This window comes from Streptomyces sp. NPDC015125 (assembly GCF_043080045.1).
Classification (GTDB): domain Bacteria; phylum Actinomycetota; class Actinomycetes; order Streptomycetales; family Streptomycetaceae; genus Streptomyces.
Map to the genome: position 1 here is coordinate 82,845 of NZ_JBIBVF010000027.1, position 15,109 is coordinate 97,953.

At 68.4% G+C, this 15,109-nt stretch carries 14 protein-coding genes; 5 read left to right on the top strand and 9 right to left on the bottom strand.

The genetic code is table 11. The features are described from left to right. Together rsmA and ACF088_RS36405 are read left to right on the top strand one after the other, a co-directional pair. Nucleotides 1-951 (top strand): 16S rRNA (adenine(1518)-N(6)/adenine(1519)-N(6))-dimethyltransferase RsmA, encoded by a 951-nt coding sequence (gene rsmA / locus ACF088_RS36400; RefSeq protein ID WP_392380202.1) that lies wholly within the window; start codon nt 1-3, stop codon nt 949-951. Further along, nucleotides 948-1,853, top strand: a complete 906-nt coding sequence (locus ACF088_RS36405; protein ID WP_392380203.1) for a 4-(cytidine 5'-diphospho)-2-C-methyl-D-erythritol kinase — start codon at nt 948-950, stop codon at nt 1,851-1,853. The genes rsmA and ACF088_RS36405 overlap by 4 nt, the downstream gene beginning before the upstream one ends. Nucleotides 1,854-1,887: 34 nt before the next feature. On the opposite strand, the gene ACF088_RS36410 is transcribed toward ACF088_RS36405, so the two are convergent. The 3 genes from ACF088_RS36410 to ACF088_RS36420 form a co-directional block, all read right to left on the bottom strand. After that, a complete protein-coding gene (locus ACF088_RS36410; protein WP_392380205.1) occupies nt 1,888-2,106 on the bottom strand; it encodes a DUF397 domain-containing protein in 219 nt (72 codons plus the stop codon). Between the two features lie 102 nt (nt 2,107-2,208). Then, complete coding sequence (locus ACF088_RS36415) at nt 2,209-2,409, bottom strand: DUF397 domain-containing protein (protein ID WP_392380206.1); 201 nt, start codon at nt 2,407-2,409, stop codon at nt 2,209-2,211. Nucleotides 2,410-2,419: 10 nt separating this feature from the next. Beyond that, nucleotides 2,420-3,274, bottom strand: a complete 855-nt coding sequence (locus ACF088_RS36420; RefSeq protein WP_392380207.1) for a helix-turn-helix domain-containing protein — start codon at nt 3,272-3,274, stop codon at nt 2,420-2,422. Between the two features lie 237 nt (nt 3,275-3,511). On the opposite strand from ACF088_RS36420, the gene ACF088_RS36425 reads away from it, so the two are divergent. Then, nucleotides 3,512-3,727: a hypothetical protein gene (locus tag ACF088_RS36425; protein WP_392380208.1), complete on the top strand. Its 216-nt coding sequence runs from the start codon at nt 3,512-3,514 to the stop codon at nt 3,725-3,727. A 593-nt stretch (nt 3,728-4,320) separates the two neighbouring features. Beyond that, entirely contained in the window at nt 4,321-4,710 is a 390-nt protein-coding gene (locus ACF088_RS36430) for a hypothetical protein (protein WP_392380209.1), read from the top strand. An 84-nt stretch (nt 4,711-4,794) separates the two neighbouring features. Here ACF088_RS36430 and ACF088_RS36435 read toward each other — a convergent pair whose 3' ends face one another. Next, the gene (locus ACF088_RS36435; RefSeq protein ID WP_392380211.1) at nt 4,795-5,706 is read right to left on the bottom strand and encodes an alpha/beta hydrolase; all 912 of its coding nucleotides are present in this window, start codon (nt 5,704-5,706) and stop codon (nt 4,795-4,797) included. Between the two features lie 31 nt (nt 5,707-5,737). After that, nucleotides 5,738-6,103 carry a hypothetical protein gene (locus ACF088_RS36440; protein WP_392380212.1) on the bottom strand — a complete coding sequence of 122 codons (366 nt, stop codon included), beginning with the start codon at nt 6,101-6,103 and terminating at the stop codon, nt 5,738-5,740. 121 nt (nt 6,104-6,224) lie between these two features. Between ACF088_RS36440 and ACF088_RS36445 the strand changes: the two genes are divergently transcribed. After that, on the top strand, nt 6,225-8,024 hold the full coding sequence (locus ACF088_RS36445; RefSeq protein ID WP_392380213.1) for an ABC-F family ATP-binding cassette domain-containing protein: 1,800 nt from the start codon (nt 6,225-6,227) through the stop codon (nt 8,022-8,024). Nucleotides 8,025-8,530: 506 nt separating this feature from the next. On the opposite strand, the gene ACF088_RS36450 is transcribed toward ACF088_RS36445, so the two are convergent. From ACF088_RS36450 to ACF088_RS36465, 4 genes are read right to left on the bottom strand one after another with little or no spacing between them, the layout of a single operon-like run. Beyond that, a complete protein-coding gene (locus ACF088_RS36450) occupies nt 8,531-9,001 on the bottom strand; it encodes a hypothetical protein (protein WP_392380214.1) in 471 nt (156 codons plus the stop codon). Nucleotides 9,002-9,009: 8 nt separating this feature from the next. Continuing rightward, entirely contained in the window at nt 9,010-13,818 is a 4,809-nt protein-coding gene (locus ACF088_RS36455) for a putative T7SS-secreted protein (protein WP_392380215.1), read from the bottom strand. Further along, nucleotides 13,815-14,438, bottom strand: a complete 624-nt coding sequence (locus ACF088_RS36460) for a hypothetical protein (RefSeq protein WP_392380216.1) — start codon at nt 14,436-14,438, stop codon at nt 13,815-13,817. The genes ACF088_RS36455 and ACF088_RS36460 overlap by 4 nt, the downstream gene beginning before the upstream one ends. Next, on the bottom strand, nt 14,429-14,860 hold the full coding sequence (locus ACF088_RS36465; RefSeq protein WP_392380218.1) for an SseB family protein: 432 nt from the start codon (nt 14,858-14,860) through the stop codon (nt 14,429-14,431). The genes ACF088_RS36460 and ACF088_RS36465 overlap by 10 nt, the downstream gene beginning before the upstream one ends. Nucleotides 14,861-15,109 lie beyond the last annotated feature (249 nt).

Below are 15,109 nucleotides of genomic sequence, written 5' to 3' on the forward strand. Positions count from 1 at the left end.
ATGAGCAAGAGCACCACCGACGATTCCGGCCCCCTGCTGGGCGCCGCCGACATCCGCGAGCTGGCCGCCGCGCTGGGCGTCCGGCCCACCAAGCAGCGCGGCCAGAACTTCGTCATCGACGCCAACACCGTCCGGCGGATCGTGCGGACCGCCGAGGTCAGGACCGACGATGTCGTCGTCGAGATCGGCCCGGGCCTGGGCTCGCTGACCCTCGGGCTGCTGGAGGCCGCCGACCGGGTCGTTGCCGTCGAGATCGACGAGGTGCTGGCGGCCGCGCTGCCGTCCACCGTCGCGGCCCGGATGCCCGAGCGCGCCGACCGCTTCGCACTGGTGCACAGCGACGCCATGCAGGTCGCCGAGCTGCCCGGCCCCGCGCCGACCGCGCTGGTCGCCAACCTCCCCTACAATGTCGCCGTGCCGGTGCTGCTGCACATGCTCGCGGCCTTCCCCACCATCGACCGCACGCTGGTCATGGTGCAGTCCGAGGTCGCCGACCGGCTGGCCGCCCGCCCCGGCAACAAGGTCTACGGCGTGCCGTCCGTGAAGGCCAACTGGTACGCCGAGGTCAAGCGGGCCGGCGCCATCGGCCGCAATGTCTTCTGGCCCGCGCCCAACGTCGACTCCGGCCTGGTCTCCCTCGTACGGCGCGACAAGCCGATCGAGACCTCGGCGAGCCGCGACGAGGTCTTCGCCGTCGTCGACGCCGCCTTCGCCCAGCGCCGCAAGACGCTGCGGGCCGCACTGTCGGGGTGGGCCGGCTCGGCCGCCGCGGCCGAGACCGCGCTGGTCGCCGCGGGCGTCTCCCCGCAGGCCCGCGGGGAAGCGCTGACCGTCGAGGAGTTCGCGCGGATCGCCGAGCACAAGGGACCGGGCGGGGCGCCGGGCATCCGGCAGTCACGGGGAGAGCACGCCTCAGGGGGAGAGCAGGCGCCAGGGGGAGAGCAGGCATGACGACCACCACCTCGATCACCGTCCGCGTACCGGCGAAGGTCAACGTCCAGCTGGCGGTGGGCGCCGCCCGCCCGGACGGCTTCCACGACCTGGCGAACGTCTTCCTCGCCGTCGGCCTCTACGACGAGGTCACCGCCACCCCCGCCGACACCCTCCGGATCACCGCCGAGGGCCACGACGTCGACCGGATCCCGCTGGACCGCACCAACCTGGCGGCCCGCGCCGCCGAACTCCTCGCCGCCCGCCACGGCATCGAGCCGAACGTCCACCTCCACATCACCAAGGACATCCCCGTCGCGGGTGGCATGGCAGGCGGCAGCGCGGACGCCGCCGGCGCCCTGCTGGCCTGCGACGCCCTGTGGTCGACGGGTGCCTCGCGCGATGAACTCCTCTCCCTCTGCGCCGAGTTGGGCAGCGATGTGCCGTTCAGCCTGGTGGGTGGCGCGGCACTGGGCCGCGGCCGCGGCGAACTGCTGACCCCGCTCCCCGTCGGCGGCACCTTCCACTGGGTCTTCGCGGTCGCCGACGGCGGCCTGTCCACCCCGGCCGTCTACGGCGAGTTCGACCGGCTGACGGCGGGGACGGACGTACCGGAGCCGGAGGCCGCCCCTGAACTGCTGACCGCCCTGGAGACGGGTGACGCCACCGCCCTCGCCGCGTCCCTCGCCAACGACCTCCAGCCCGCGGCCCTGTCCCTGCGACCGTCGCTGACCGCGACCCTGGAGGCGGGCACCGCGGCCGGCGCCCTGGCCGCGCTGGTCTCCGGCTCGGGGCCGACCACGGCATTCCTGGTGAAGGACGCGGAGGCGGCCGGGCGGGTGGCCCAGGATCTGCTGGCGTCGGGGACCTGCCGCCAGGTACGGGTGGCGGAGGCCCCGGCAGCGGGGGCGACGGTGCTCTGATTCGGGGCCCGGGAGGCTCAAGCGTCCGCGAAGCTCAAGAGCCCTGCAGGGCAGTGTCCTTGACAGCGCTGACGAAGGTCGACCAGGCGGCGGCCGGGAAGATGATGGCCGGGCCGTGTGGGTCCTTGGAGTCGCGGACGGGGACGATGCCGGGGAGGTCGTCGACCACCTCGACACAGTCCCCACCGTCGCCGTTGGTGTAGCTGCTCTTGCGCCAGACGGCAGCGCTCAAGTCAACGTGGCTGTTTGTCATGCCGGCCTCCTCTGCCGCGCCCTCGATGATCGCCTGAGCACACCGGGCCAGGAACCGAACGGTGCGCCTCGTTCCGGCGGGCGATCGTTCGCTGATACGGCACTAGCTGACGAAGTGGTCGAACTCGCCGTTCTTCACACCAAGGATGAAGGCGGCGAGTTTTTCCGGTGTGGTCCTGACGACTATGTCGGGGTCGTCGCTTTCGCGCAGGAGGATCTCACCGGCAACGCTGGCTGTTTCGAGGCACTGCTCCCCGCCGCCTCCGGAGAAGCTTGACTTCTGCCACTTGATTTCGCTGGTCATAGCCTGACTCTCACAGTTCTTTTGCGACGTGGTGAAGGAAACTTCGCGACTCTTCGGCTGTGAGCGCCGCCCGCTCGGCGAGGTCGAGGAGCGTGCGATAGCGGTCGAGGTCGGCGGCTGCATCCAGGAAGCGCCCGCCGATCGGTGTGTCAATGTGGGCGGTATCGAGCTGCGGAACGATGCCGCTTGCGTACATCACCGTCTGCGTCACCTCGATGAACTCCTCGTTCGTGAACGGGATCACCCGGATATCCAAGCCGGGGCGCTCGGACAAGGACAAGACGTATTCGAGCTGCCCGCGCGCGACCCGTCGTCCGCCTACCCGCATGCGCAGCGCCGCCTCATGCACGATCGCCTGGAATTTCGGTGGAGCGTCACGCTCCAAGATGTCCCGCCGCTTCATCCGATGTTCGACGCGAGCCTTCAACTCGTCACCGGGAAGGCGCGGAATGACGCTGGCGAACAGGGCGTGTGCATAGTCCTCGGTCTGGAGGATGCCGGGGAACGTGACGGGTTGCAGGCATCGCAGTTCAGTCGCATGGTGTTCAAGCTCCGCGATGTCGAGGAATCCGGGAGCGAGGATGCCCCGGTAGTCATCCCACCAGTGTTGTCCGCGATGCTCGCGCGCTATGGCGCACAGCGCCTCGACCAGGGCCTCGTCGTCGCAGCGGTAAAAGACGGCAAGCCGGCGGATGCGGTCCTCGCTGACTCCGATGCGACCCGCCTCGATGTGACTGATCTTGGCTTGGTCGGACGAAACCATCCCCGCCGCCCCTCGGGCGGTCTTGCCCGCGCGCTCGCGCAACTTGCGCAGCTCGCCTCCGAGCCGGACTTGGCGGGCCGTTGGGTTGTCCCTCGGCGGCATGTCACCTTCCCCTGTTTTGCGCACAGTCTCGCGTGCAACGGCGCCACGGTCCACCCAACTTGATGAATGCTAGCGGGGCTACCTTGCCCCGGGGCATATATGCCCCTAGCGTCCTAGGGGTGCTGCACAGGGCAACCCAAGAGCACGCGAAGTGCCTTCATCTGCACACCAGTTGGGCCACGCAGGGTGGCCCGTACGTCAGTGCGTCGAACGCGGCGCGCAGGAAGGTGTAGTCGTATGTCCCTTCACCACTCTGCCCACGACGAGGTGCACGCCGGCGCCGAAGAGCTGCGTACCGCGCTGAAAGATCACGGCATCACGCTGCCCTCGCTAGGCGTCGATCTGCCCGGCTTCGCGGCCGTCTACGGCGCCTCGCTGGTCGCCCTCGGTAACTGCAACGCGGCCACCGCACGCGCACTCGCCGAAGTTCTCCGCAAGGCGGCCGCCCGTTGAACGGGGCGCCGGGGCTCGTCCGAACAATCCTCGGAACGCTGCTGAGTTGGTTACTTCCGGGGCGGGGCGGCCATCGGGCGAGGGTCGGTAGCGGTGTGGTCGCCGCCCCGACCTGGTCACCGGCGGCTCCGGCGCGTCGGCGCCTCGTCCATGTCCGCCGGGTGCCGCCTGGTCTGCTGCCGCCGTGCGATGAGGACGATGGCCCCGTCCGGCCGTCTGCCGCCGCCCCTGAGGTGCGGCAGAGTGCGGCGGATCAGAACGCCAGGCGCCGGGAGCTGGAGGAATCCGTGCGGCGGCTCAACGCATGGTCGTCCAGTGGGGGCGGGCGCCGCTGACCGATGTCCTCCGACGCCGAACCCAGACCGTTGCCAGTGAAGCTGGACACTGCCCGCCGGTCGAAAGTTGGCGGGCCCGTGGCCGGTCCCGAAACGGCTTTGATGGGCGCGGATGCACAGACGGCCCACTTGCACAAGAACGGTCCCAAAGCCCTTTCATCTGGGCGAATAGGCCATTCCGTACAGCGCTCCTTGCCGGCACCAGGCATGGCTGAGTTGGCTGACAGCCTTCGTTGCCATCCGGAAGGAGCCTTGTCAGTGACTCGCATACGCACCCGACTAGCGGCCGTGGCCGCCACCCTTGTGCTCAGCGGTGGAGCAGTTGTCGCTGCTGCCCCGGCGGCGAGCGCGACGAGCGCCAAGTCCCCGTGCTGGAGGGCGGTCGTCACCGCCGAGGACTACGCCGGGCAAGCAGCCAACCACGCAAGCGCAGGACACCTCGACGCTGCCCGGGACCTGGCGTACACAGCCATGAACTACACCTCCGGCGGCGGCTGCGAGAGCAACCCCGCCATCACCTACATCGAGGATGCCAGGCGACAGCTGAACAACGGGCTGAACGAACTGGACGGGGGAGACGGGGAAGGGGCCAGCGCCCGCTTCCACAACGCAGTGTACGAATTGGAGCAGGCCAGCTACGTGGCATAACAGTCGGGTGCCCGGCGCATGGCCTGGTGCCCGACTGTGCTCCCCCTCCAGGGGAGCACAGAGCGCAAGAGCCCGGCCGACCGTCTATGGACAGGTCCCGCCCGACTGGCCTGCGCCCCCGGCAGCCTCGGCCAGCACCCCGGCCACCACCCGCCCCGCCCGTACCGCGTGCTCGGCGGTCGTCGGGACGCAGCGGTCCGTCGCCGGGTCGTACGCGGTCATGATCACGCCCGCGTGGTCGGTCTCCGGCTCCTGGAGGGTCACCGTCCGGCCCGCGACCCGCAGCGCCTCGGCCAGGTCGCGGGAGTAGCCGGTGTCCACGACGGTGTCGCGACTGCCGTGGACGAGGTGGACCGGTGCGCCCGGGTCCCGCCCCGCGGCGAGATCGTCCAGCGGCGCGGCCCCGGTGGTCCGCGCCGGCAGGTCGTAACGGCCCGCCACCCCCACCACCGCCCTCGGCCGCCACCCCTCCACGACCTCGGGCCGCAGCGCGACCCCCAGCGCGGCCCCGGCCCCCGCCGACCACCCGGCCAGCACGAACGCCTCCCCGTCGCCGCCCAGCCCATCCGCTTCACTGCGCACGAAGGCCAGCGACTCCAGCAGGTGCGCCCGGCCGCCGTCCGCGGCGTCCGAGCGCCAGTCCGGTACGAGCACCAGCGCACCGAGGGCCGCCGTCGTCCGCGCCAGCGGTTCGAGCACGTCCCGCTCATCGGGACCGATGCCGTGCCAGAGCAGCACGGTGGGCGCCGTCCCGGACAGCCCTGCCGTCCCGGCCCCCTCTGCCGGACGGTAGACGTCCAGCCGCTTGCCGCTCGGGCCGTAGACCAGCCCGCGTACGGTCTCCACCGCCGTGCCTGCCGTACCCGCCATCCCCGTCGTACCCGCCATCCCTGCCGCGCCCGCCATCCCTGCCGCGCCCGCCATCCCTGCCGCGCCCGCCATCCCTGCCGCGCCCGCCATCCCCGCCGTACCCCCCATGCCCATGTCCGGTGCCATGACGGCACGTTACAACGGAGGCCGCGGTGCCTCAGGTGCTCGCGAGGGCCAGCGACACCACCCAGGCCGCGACCAGCAGACCCGGGGCCGCCAGGAGGCAGCGTCGGCCGGCGCTACCCCCGCTGCCCATGCCCACCACAGCCAGGACCGCGGCCACGAAGGCGGCGATGACCGGCAGATTGCCGACGACCTGCTGGGCACCCACGGAGCAGATCGTGCGGGCGTCATCCCCGGAGCAGCCGTCGCTCGCCATCACCAGAAACGGCGCGAACAGCCCGGTCACCCCGGCGAACGCCAGCACCAGCAGGCCGGCGACGATGCGGCCCGCGGAGGAGCCGGTCACCGGCGGTGCAGCGTCGGGCACGGGAGGGGCGGCCGGAGCCTGGTCGTTGATCATGCGGCTGACGCTAGGGCCGCCCGCAGCCCCTGCCATCGGTACGGATACTCATCTCCCGGCGGTCCTCCTCCCCACGCCGACTAGGCTGGGAAGGTCGATCGATCTGAAGTGCAGGAGCGGAATGGCCACGAACCTCGTCAATCTGGAAGCCGTCGGCAAGGTGTACGGAACCCGTGCCCTGCTCGACGGTGTCTCGCTCGGCGTCAACGAGGGGGACCGGATCGGCGTCGTCGGGCGCAATGGGGACGGCAAGACCACCCTGATCCGGATCCTCGCCAAGCTGGAGAGCGCGGACGACGGCCGGGTCACCCACAACGGCGGTCTGCGCCTCGGCGTCCTCACCCAGCACGACTCGCTCGACCCGGCCGCCACCATCCGGCACGAGGTCATCGGGGACCTCGCCGACCACGAGTGGGCCGGTAACGCCAAGATCCGCGACGTGCTGACCGGTCTCTTCGGCGATCTCCACATGCCGGGCTTCACCCACGGCCTGGACACCGTCATCGGTCCCCTCTCCGGCGGTGAGCGCCGCCGCATCGCGCTCGCCAAGCTGCTGATCGCCGAACAGGACCTGATCGTCCTCGACGAGCCCACCAACCACCTCGACGTCGAGGGCATCTCCTGGCTGGCCGGGCACCTCCGCGCCCGCCGCTCCGCCCTCGTGGTCGTCACCCACGACCGGTGGTTCCTCGACCAGGTCTGTACGCGCATGTGGGACGTCCAGCGCGGCGACGTCCACGAGTACGAGGGCGGCTACAGCGACTACGTCTTCGCCCGCGCCGAGCGCGAGCGGATCGCCGCCACCGAAGAGGTCAAGCGGCAGAACCTGATGCGCAAGGAGCTGGCCTGGCTGCGGCGCGGCGCCCCGGCCCGTACCAGCAAGCCCCGCTTCCGCATCGAGGCCGCCAACGAACTGATCGCGGACGTCCCGCCGCCCCGCGACAACGCCGAGCTGATGAAGTTCGCCAGTTCCCGCCTCGGCAAGACCGTCTTCGAACTGGAGGACGTCAGCATCCAGGCGGGTCCGAAGGTGCTGCTCAAGCATCTGACCTGGCAGCTGGGCCCCGGCGACCGGATCGGCCTGGTCGGCGTCAACGGCGCCGGCAAGACCTCACTGCTGCGGGCGCTGGAACAGGCGGCCCGTACCCAGGGCGAGACGCAGCCCGTCGCCGGCCGCGTCCTCGTCGGCAAGACCGTCAAGCTGGCCTATCTCTCCCAGGAGGTCGGCGAACTCCCCCCGACGCTGCGGGTGCTGGAGGCCGTCCAGCAGGTGCGCGAGCGGGTCGATCTGGGCAAGGGCCGGGAGATGACCGCCGGCCAGCTCTGCGAGAAGTTCGGCTTCACCAAGGAGAAGCAGTGGACCCCGGTCGGCGACCTCTCCGGCGGTGAGCGCCGCCGCCTGCAGATCCTGCGCCTCCTGATGGACGAGCCCAACGTCCTCTTCCTCGACGAGCCCACCAACGACCTCGACATCGAGACCCTGACCCAGCTGGAGGACCTCCTCGACGGCTGGCCCGGCTCCCTCATCGTCATCAGCCACGACCGCTACTTCATCGAGCGCACCACCGACCGCGTCCACGCCCTGCTCGGCGACGCCACCCTGCGGATGCTGCCGCGCGGCCTGGACGAGTACCTCGACCGCCGCCGCCAGGTCATCGAGGCCGCGACCCCGGCGCCCGCGCAGCAGACCACGGCCCCCAAGAAGGCCGCCGCCGTCAACCGCGCCGCCCAGAAGGAACTCCAGAAGATCGAGCGCCAGTTGGACAAGCTCGTCGACAAGGAAACCAAGCTCCACGCCCAGATCGCCGAAAACGCCACCGACTTCGAAAAGGTCGCCGGCCTCGACGCCCAACTCCGCGAACTGACCACGGAAAAGGACGAGCTGGAGATGCGGTGGCTGGAACTGGCGGAGGAGGCGTAGGGGACCGGGCGGCGCGATCCTTCATGCACACGCGACCGGGGCCGTCCGCGCGACGGCGCCTCGGTCGGGCGCAGCGTATTGCCCTGTGAGGTTGGGAACGTGCCCGGGGCACCCTGACGAGGGCTCCGCCGGGTTGCCCATATTACGGAGCCCCTGAGGGCGCGCCGCCAAAACCGCTATTCAGGCTGATGCCGCGTGGCCACATTCAATCCCTTCTCTCATCCATGCCAGTGGGCCGCAAGGAAAAATGACACCACTGGCACTCGGATCATTTTGAGGCGCAGGCACGCGAGCGACCTCGCCCGCAGAGGTGGGCGAGGGTGGCACGAGTCATGCCACGCGACTCCCGAAGAACCCTTACCCGCTCGCCAGTACTGAGCTCGTCCGACAGATCCATGCGTGCCCCCTAGGTGGCGTGGCCGTCCCAGCCAGCGTACGGCTGAAACGGGGGCATGGGCAGTGCCTCCTAGTTGAATGTGGTGCATGGCGTCTGGAGTGGGGCGTCCTTAGTAGTAGTCCACGCCTGCTACGAGTACTGATGTGAAGTACATGGGAAGTCCGTCCAATTCACGGGGTGTCTCTTGACCCGTTTCGCGGGTAAAGGCCAGCGTGACTTCCGGAATCACGGGGTTCTCCGGGTCGCTCTCGTCAACCCTGCGTCCTCGATCGGCCTGTTGCCGCAACACCGCACGAGCCGGAGTACGGAAAACATCAGTACCTTCGAGTAGGACCCGCACATCCCGTGAATCCTCTTCAAAGCGCCACAGCTCGACAGCGGTAACGGTGTCTCCACCTTCGAGGTGAGCAACAATATCCATGCTGCGGTAATCCACCCGAATTTTCACAGTGGATGTATGAGCATAGGGCCCTGACACGCTCGGAGTCCCCCAATCAGAGATTGCTGCCAGGGCCTGCTCGTAGCTCATTCCGATCCGTAGTGCAGAAACACCATTCGGCGGATCGAGGATGAAGTCCATGGAGTGCCTCACTTCAATAGGTCGTAGTTGATGGTCCAGCCATTTTGGTTGAGGAAGTTCTGAAACCCTTTATTGTCCGGCAGGCTTTGGATCATATCTTGGATGTGCTGATCGTACTTGCTGTCGAACCGGGACCGGATGTCGTCGATGTCCATCTTGATGGCCTCGTCGATCCTGCCTTGGTCGATGAGGGACCGCTGCTGGGCCTGCCAGGCTTTGGCCTCCCGGCTGCTCCCTGTACTCGACACGTCGCGGTGATCTGGGCGTTCCATCCGGATGGCTGGCCCCATGTGTTCGGTGAGCCGGGGGTCCGTGAGGTGCTTGTACGCCGACTTGGCGGGGATGTGGTTGATTTCGTTCCCGGTACGTGCCGGCTGGAGTGCTCCGTACCAGCCTCCCCTATCTGTACACGGGGAAAGCCCCAGTAGGTCGAAATCAGCAGTCGGATTGTCGACGTAAGTGTGGTGGTTTGGATCGGGGAGAAGGCCGAGGGGATCTGGGCTGAGGTAGCGCGCTGTAGTTGGGTCGTAGTAACGGTGAGCGTTGTAGTGGAGTTGGGTCTCGGCGTCAAAATATTGGCCCGGGAAACGGATGGGGGTATAGGCGGTGGCGTCTCGGTTCCAGGTGGTAGTGCCCCAGAGAGTGGTGCGGGCGTGCCAGGCAATGAAGCCGGAAGTGTCGACGAGTTCGGTGGGGAAGCCGACCAGGTCGGTGGCGATGGCGAAGAAGCGCTGGTCTATTACCTGTTGAGGGGCATTGGCCAGGGCGGTGGTTTTGCGTTCGGTTTGGGCGAGAGGGAAGATTCCCTGCTGATCCCAGGTGATGGCTAGGGCTTCCTGGCGGTGTGGTACATGGGTGCTTTGTTCGGTGAGGGTGGGGCCATCCCAGGTGAAGTCTGTTTGCTCGACGACTGCTTCGCCCTTGGAAGCGAGGCGTTGTTTGGCCATTCGACGGCCGAAGGGGTCGTAGAGGTAGCGCCAAGTAGTGCCGTCGGGGGTGATGACCGAGGTGAGGCGGTCTTCGGCGTTCCAGGTGTAGCGCCAAGTGTCGGGTTTATGAGAAGGGCGGGACTTTTGACGGAGGGTTACTCGGCCGAGTTCGTCGTGTTCGTAGCGGATGCGGCCGGCGCGGGTGATGTTGGTGCCGGTGTAGGTGCGGTCGCCTCGGGCTGAGGGGCTGGCATGGCAGTCGGGCCAGGTGGCGTGGGTTTGGTTGCCGGCTTCGTCGTAGGCGTAGGTTTCGGTCCAGTCAGTGGCGTGGACGGCGGTGACGCGGCCGGCGCGGTCGAGGTCGAAGGTGCGGCGGCCGGTGTGGGAGTCGTCGATCGAGGTGAGGTTGCCGTCGGGGCGGTAGGTGTAGCCGCGGTGGAGGACCCGTTGGGCTTCGGCGGCCGCAGGGTTCTCCGGACGGGTCGCCTCGGTGGGGGACTGGAGTGCGCCCGTGCCTGCTGTGGTGAGGGATTGGCCGGTGAGGCGGCCGGTGGGATCCCAGGTGTGGGCGAGCTGGAGATGGTCGCCGATGGTGCGGGTGAGTTCCTGGCCTGCGGCGTCGTGGTCGAAGGTGAGGACGTGGCCGGCGATGTCCATGGCGGTGCGGTTGCCCGCCGCGTCGTAGGCGTAGGTGGTGGTGTGGCCGGTGGGGGTGGTGCGGGAGGTGCGGCGGCCCAGGGCGTCGTAGGTGAACGTCATGGTGCGGCCGTTGACGGACTCGGCGGTGACGCGGCCGAGGATGTCGCGGGTGTAGGTGACCGTCGCGTCGGGGTTGGCGGCTTGCTGGAGGTTGCCGGAGGCGTCGTGGGCGAACGTGGTGACCAGGCCGGCGGCGTTCTTCTCGGTGATGCGGCCGAGGGTGTCGCGGGTGTAGCTGGTGACCTCGCCGAGGGTGTTGGTGCGGGTCAGCAGTTGGCCCGCCGGATCGTGGGTGTAGGCCAGGACGCGGTCGTCGAAGTCCGTCTCGGATATGAGGCGGCCGGCGCCGTCGTAGGCGTAGTTCCAGGTCAGGCCCTGGGGGTTGGTGACCTGGGTGAGGCGGAGTTCGGTGTCGTGGGTGAACTCGTGGCGGACGCCGTCTGGGTCCGTGCGGGCCGTGAGCAGGTCGAAGTGGCTGTACTCGAAGCGGGTGGTCTGGCCGATGGCGTCGGTGCGGGAGAGGCGGTTGCCCTCGCCGTCATACGTCCACTCTTCTGTGGCCCCGGACGCATCGATGCGGGCGGCGAGCTTTCCCTCCACCGTCCACACCATGTGCGTTGTCTCACCCAGGGGGTCGGTGACGGAAGTGGAGCGCCCGAAGGCGTCGCGACGGTAGCGGGTGGTGGCGCCCAGCGGGTCGGTGACGGTCAGGGGCAGCCCGGCCTCGTTGCAGTAGAGGCGGGTGGTGTTGCCGAGGGCGTCGGTGATCGAGGAGATGTGGCCGCGGGCGTCGTGGGTGTAGGCGGTGGTGGCGCCGGTGGGGTCGGTGGTAAAGGTCCGGTTGCCGTCGGCGTCGTAGGTGTGGGTCCAGGTGGTGCCGTCCGGACCGGTGGTGGTCAGGGGCAGGCCGAGGTCGTTGTAGCTGGTGGCGGCGGTGGAGCCGTCAGGGAGGGCGACGACGGTAGGGCGGCCCTCGTCGTCGTAGGTGAAGCGGGTGGTGCGGCCGAGGGCATCGGTGGTGGCCAGGACACGGTGTTTGGCGTCGCGGACCGTGCGGGTGGTGGCGCCGGTGGGGTCGGTCTCCGCGACGATCTGGTGGCGTTCGTTGACCTCGTAGCGGGTGACGCCGCCCTGGGAGTTGTGGAGCAGATTGGTGCGCAGGCCCGTTACGGGATCCGGCTCGCCCCAGGTGAACTGGGCGCGCAGGTGGCCCGCTATGCCGCCCTGTGACGTGCAGCGGTCATCGTCGTCGTAGACGTAGGTGTAACTGCTGTTGTTGGTGTCCGTCCAGGACGTGATGCGGCCGTGGTCGTCGTAGGTGAAGCGGAGCGGGAGGCCGGACGAGTTGGTGGTGGTGATGAGGTTGCCGGCGGCGTCGTAGCCGTACGTCATCAGCAGCTGGTCGGAGCCGTCGGGGGCCGCGCCTGCCAGGTGGAGGGCGGTGATGCGGCCCTCGTCCGTGGTGAGCAGGAGGCGGTAGCCGGCGCTGTGGGTGATGGCGGTGGGGGTGCCGTCTTCGGTGTAGTCGAAGGTGTGGTGGTTGCCGCGGCGGTCGGATATCTCGTCGAGGACGGCGAGGTCTTCGGTGTAGGTGGTGAAGTAGCGGCGGGTGCCGGTGACCGGGTCGGTGAGGAGGTAGTCGCCGTCCGGGGTGCGCTCCAGGGGGTGGCCGTCGCCCTCGGTGGGGAGGGTGGGCACGCCTACGGCTGGGTGCGGGTAGAGGAGGAAGTTGCCCTCCTCGCCGATGAGGATGACGCCCTCGGCGTCGATCTCCAGCCGCTGGTCGACGGTGCTCATCCACGTCGGACCGAACCAGCGGCCGGTGCGGTAGGACGACTCGAAGGTACGGGTGAAGGTGAGGGGGAGGCTGCCGGGGAGGGTGATGTCGGTCTGCGGCAGGATCATCCGGCCGGTGGCCATGTCGATGGGGTCGTTGCCGAAGGTCTTGCACCAGGCGATACGGGCCCGGTCCATGATGGTGCGCTTGCCGCCGTCCTTGACGGCTGACCGCGCAGCCCCTTTGGCGACGTCCTTGGCCGCCGCCTTTGCCGCCCCCTTGGCCAGCCCGCCGGCGCCCTTGCCTCCGACGAGGTTCAGCAGGAAGGCACCGTACGCGTCAGCCGGGTCGCTGCCCCAGCCCGAGCCGAGCAAGCCCTTGGCGGTGTTGATCGGGTGGAGGGGAGCCTGAGCCAGGCCCAGGAGCGTGGTGCCGGCGTTGGCCAGGAACTTCCAGGGGTGGGTGATGTTGTAGGGGTCCATGGGGTTGACCATGCGGGCGAGCTTCAACGTCTCGGCGCCGGCCTTCAGCGCGCCGCCGGCCAGGTGCATGTGCTCCAGGACGAACGCCTTGCCGCCGTCCTTCAGGGCAGCCCCCGCCAAGTCGGTGAACGCGGGCTTGTCCGGTGCGTGGGCCAAAGCCCCCTTGATGGCATGGCGGGCCTTTTCGGCGGCCTCGTTGCGTTGGCTTCGGGCCTCCTTGAGTATCCCCTGAGCCGCCTCTCGGCCCCCGTCGCCCGGATCGACGAACTCATCGGGCTTCTGCGGCGCCGGCCCCGGATCCGCGCCACTCTTTGCAATGTCGTTCCAGGCCTCGACGTCCCCGAGGTAGAACTTCACCTTGGCCCCGTAGAGCTCGTTGGCCTTCCGCGTCGCCTCCTCTGCCTTCTGGTACTTCTCGATCGCGTCGGCGGCTTTGCCCTGCGCCCAGGAGACCGTCTCCGCATACGACTTCAGCGCCTTCGAGGCGTCACCGCAGGCATCGGCCGCATGCATCCACTCCTTGGGATGCATCTCGAACTTCTCACGGAAGGCGTCGGCGGCCTTGCCGCCCCAGCCTCTGTGCGAGCCCAGCTTGCGCATGCTGTCGGCCACCCGGTCGAAGGCCGCCGAAAAGTCCTTCAGATGCGACGCGCTCTCGTTGATCTTCTCGACGTCGCCGTGGATGAGTTCCTTGGGGTCCTCGGTCTCCCCGAGCTGGCGCTCGTCGACATGGGCGCCCAGCGCTCCGGCGAGCTTGTCGCCGCCCGAGCGGACGGCATCGGCCGCGCCGTCCGCCCCCACCATGTCCAGGGCGTCCCCCGCCTTGTCGGCGCCGAACTCCACGACCTCACCGGCACCGCGTTCCACGGCGTCGGTGAACTCGCTCGCACCCTCGCCGACCTTGTTGGTGAAATCCCCCAGCCAGTTCACTTGTTACTGCCCCCGTGGTCTTCGGACTTCTTGGCCTCGTGGAACTTCGTAGTGACCTCGGCAGGGTCGTCAAAGGGGTGCGTCATCCGGTCGGGGACGGAGTGGAAGTCCTGACCGGTCTTCTGGGCCGCGCCCATCATCTTGTCCCGTGCCTCCTGCGACTCCGCGGAGTTCGGATCGAAGTCCGGGTGCAGACTCTGCTCAAAGGGATTGTCAGCGCCGATCTGGCTCCAGGACCGCTTGTGCAGCTGCTCGGCCGTCAGGCTCGGATCCCCCATCGCCGCGTTCGTCGTCTGCTTCAGCGCGTCCGAGACGTACTGCTCCTGCTCGTAATAGATGCCGGCGGTCAGCCCCAGCTTCTTCGAGAATTCGTTGGCATCCTGCATCAAGCTGCGCACGCCCCAGCCCCAGCGGTCGCAGAACGATTCCATAACCGACGCCAGACCGTCGTCGCCGCATTCCACGCTGTCCAGGGACAATCTGTCGAAACCACGGCCGAGTTGGGCTTCGATGTCGAAACCCAACTCCTTCAGTTCGGCCGTCGCCTCCCTGATGCCCTTGGTGAGTTCCCCGAAAGCCTCCGGGTCGAGCTCATATCCGGCGCCATGTATCAGGCCCATTCCTGCGCCTTCCCCCTGAGTGATGCGGTTTCGGACATGTCGCCTGCCGATGCGTCGACGGCGACGCTGTCGGGCACGATTCCGGGCACCGGAGGGAAGAGCGCCCCCTGCTCGCTCCCCGCGTCCAGCGCCACCCCCGTCGGACCCTCGATCGCAGGAATCAGCACGTCAAGGACCCGAGCACCGGACACCGATACGTACTGCCACTCCGTCCCGGGCTCGCTCCCCCGGGACAGCGCGAAGCGGCTCAGCGCGTCCTCGTCGGTGAAGGCGTACAGCCAGCGGATGCCGTCCAACTCGGCCGACAGGAAGGTGTCGTCGACCGCCGGGAGCAGGACGTGGGTGCGGCGGAACTCTCCTACCAGCGCGCCTGGATCGGGCTGTCCGGCGTGGACTGCCGCTATCTCGTCGGTCAAAGGCATGCGGAACGGATCCCCCTATTCGCCCGGGAAACGTTGGGACTGTAGAACTGGTGAACTGGTGAACTGGTGAACCTACTTTGGCACATGACGCTGACAGTGAGGCGCAGGGCATCATCTGCGGATACCGGCTGGCAGTTTCTCTTTTGTTCAATCACATCGCTCGCCGCGGGTTGCGAGCGCGGCGGCGAGGACCGTTTGTTCCGTCCGTAACCAATTGCCTGTAGTGAACCGGAAGTTCACTTTTCGAGT

Bases quoted from the DNA above. Each gene is read 5' to 3' on its own strand.
- rsmA (WP_392380202.1), top strand. From the start codon at position 1: ATGAGCAAGAGCACCACCGACGATTCCGGCCCCCTGCTGGGCGCCGCC.
- ACF088_RS36405 (WP_392380203.1), top strand. From the start codon at position 948: ATGACGACCACCACCTCGATCACCGTCCGCGTACCGGCGAAGGTCAAC.
- ACF088_RS36410 (WP_392380205.1), bottom strand. From the start codon at position 2,106: ATGACAAACAGCCACGTTGACTTGAGCGCTGCCGTCTGGCGCAAGAGC.
- ACF088_RS36415 (WP_392380206.1), bottom strand. From the start codon at position 2,409: ATGACCAGCGAAATCAAGTGGCAGAAGTCAAGCTTCTCCGGAGGCGGC.
- ACF088_RS36420 (WP_392380207.1), bottom strand. From the start codon at position 3,274: ATGCCGCCGAGGGACAACCCAACGGCCCGCCAAGTCCGGCTCGGAGGC.
- ACF088_RS36425 (WP_392380208.1), top strand. From the start codon at position 3,512: ATGTCCCTTCACCACTCTGCCCACGACGAGGTGCACGCCGGCGCCGAA.
- ACF088_RS36435 (WP_392380211.1), bottom strand. From the start codon at position 5,706: ATGGCACCGGACATGGGCATGGGGGGTACGGCGGGGATGGCGGGCGCG.
- ACF088_RS36440 (WP_392380212.1), bottom strand. From the start codon at position 6,103: ATGATCAACGACCAGGCTCCGGCCGCCCCTCCCGTGCCCGACGCTGCA.
- ACF088_RS36445 (WP_392380213.1), top strand. From the start codon at position 6,225: ATGGCCACGAACCTCGTCAATCTGGAAGCCGTCGGCAAGGTGTACGGA.
- ACF088_RS36450 (WP_392380214.1), bottom strand. From the start codon at position 9,001: ATGGACTTCATCCTCGATCCGCCGAATGGTGTTTCTGCACTACGGATC.
- ACF088_RS36460 (WP_392380216.1), bottom strand. From the start codon at position 14,438: ATGGGCCTGATACATGGCGCCGGATATGAGCTCGACCCGGAGGCTTTC.
- ACF088_RS36465 (WP_392380218.1), bottom strand. From the start codon at position 14,860: ATGCCTTTGACCGACGAGATAGCGGCAGTCCACGCCGGACAGCCCGAT.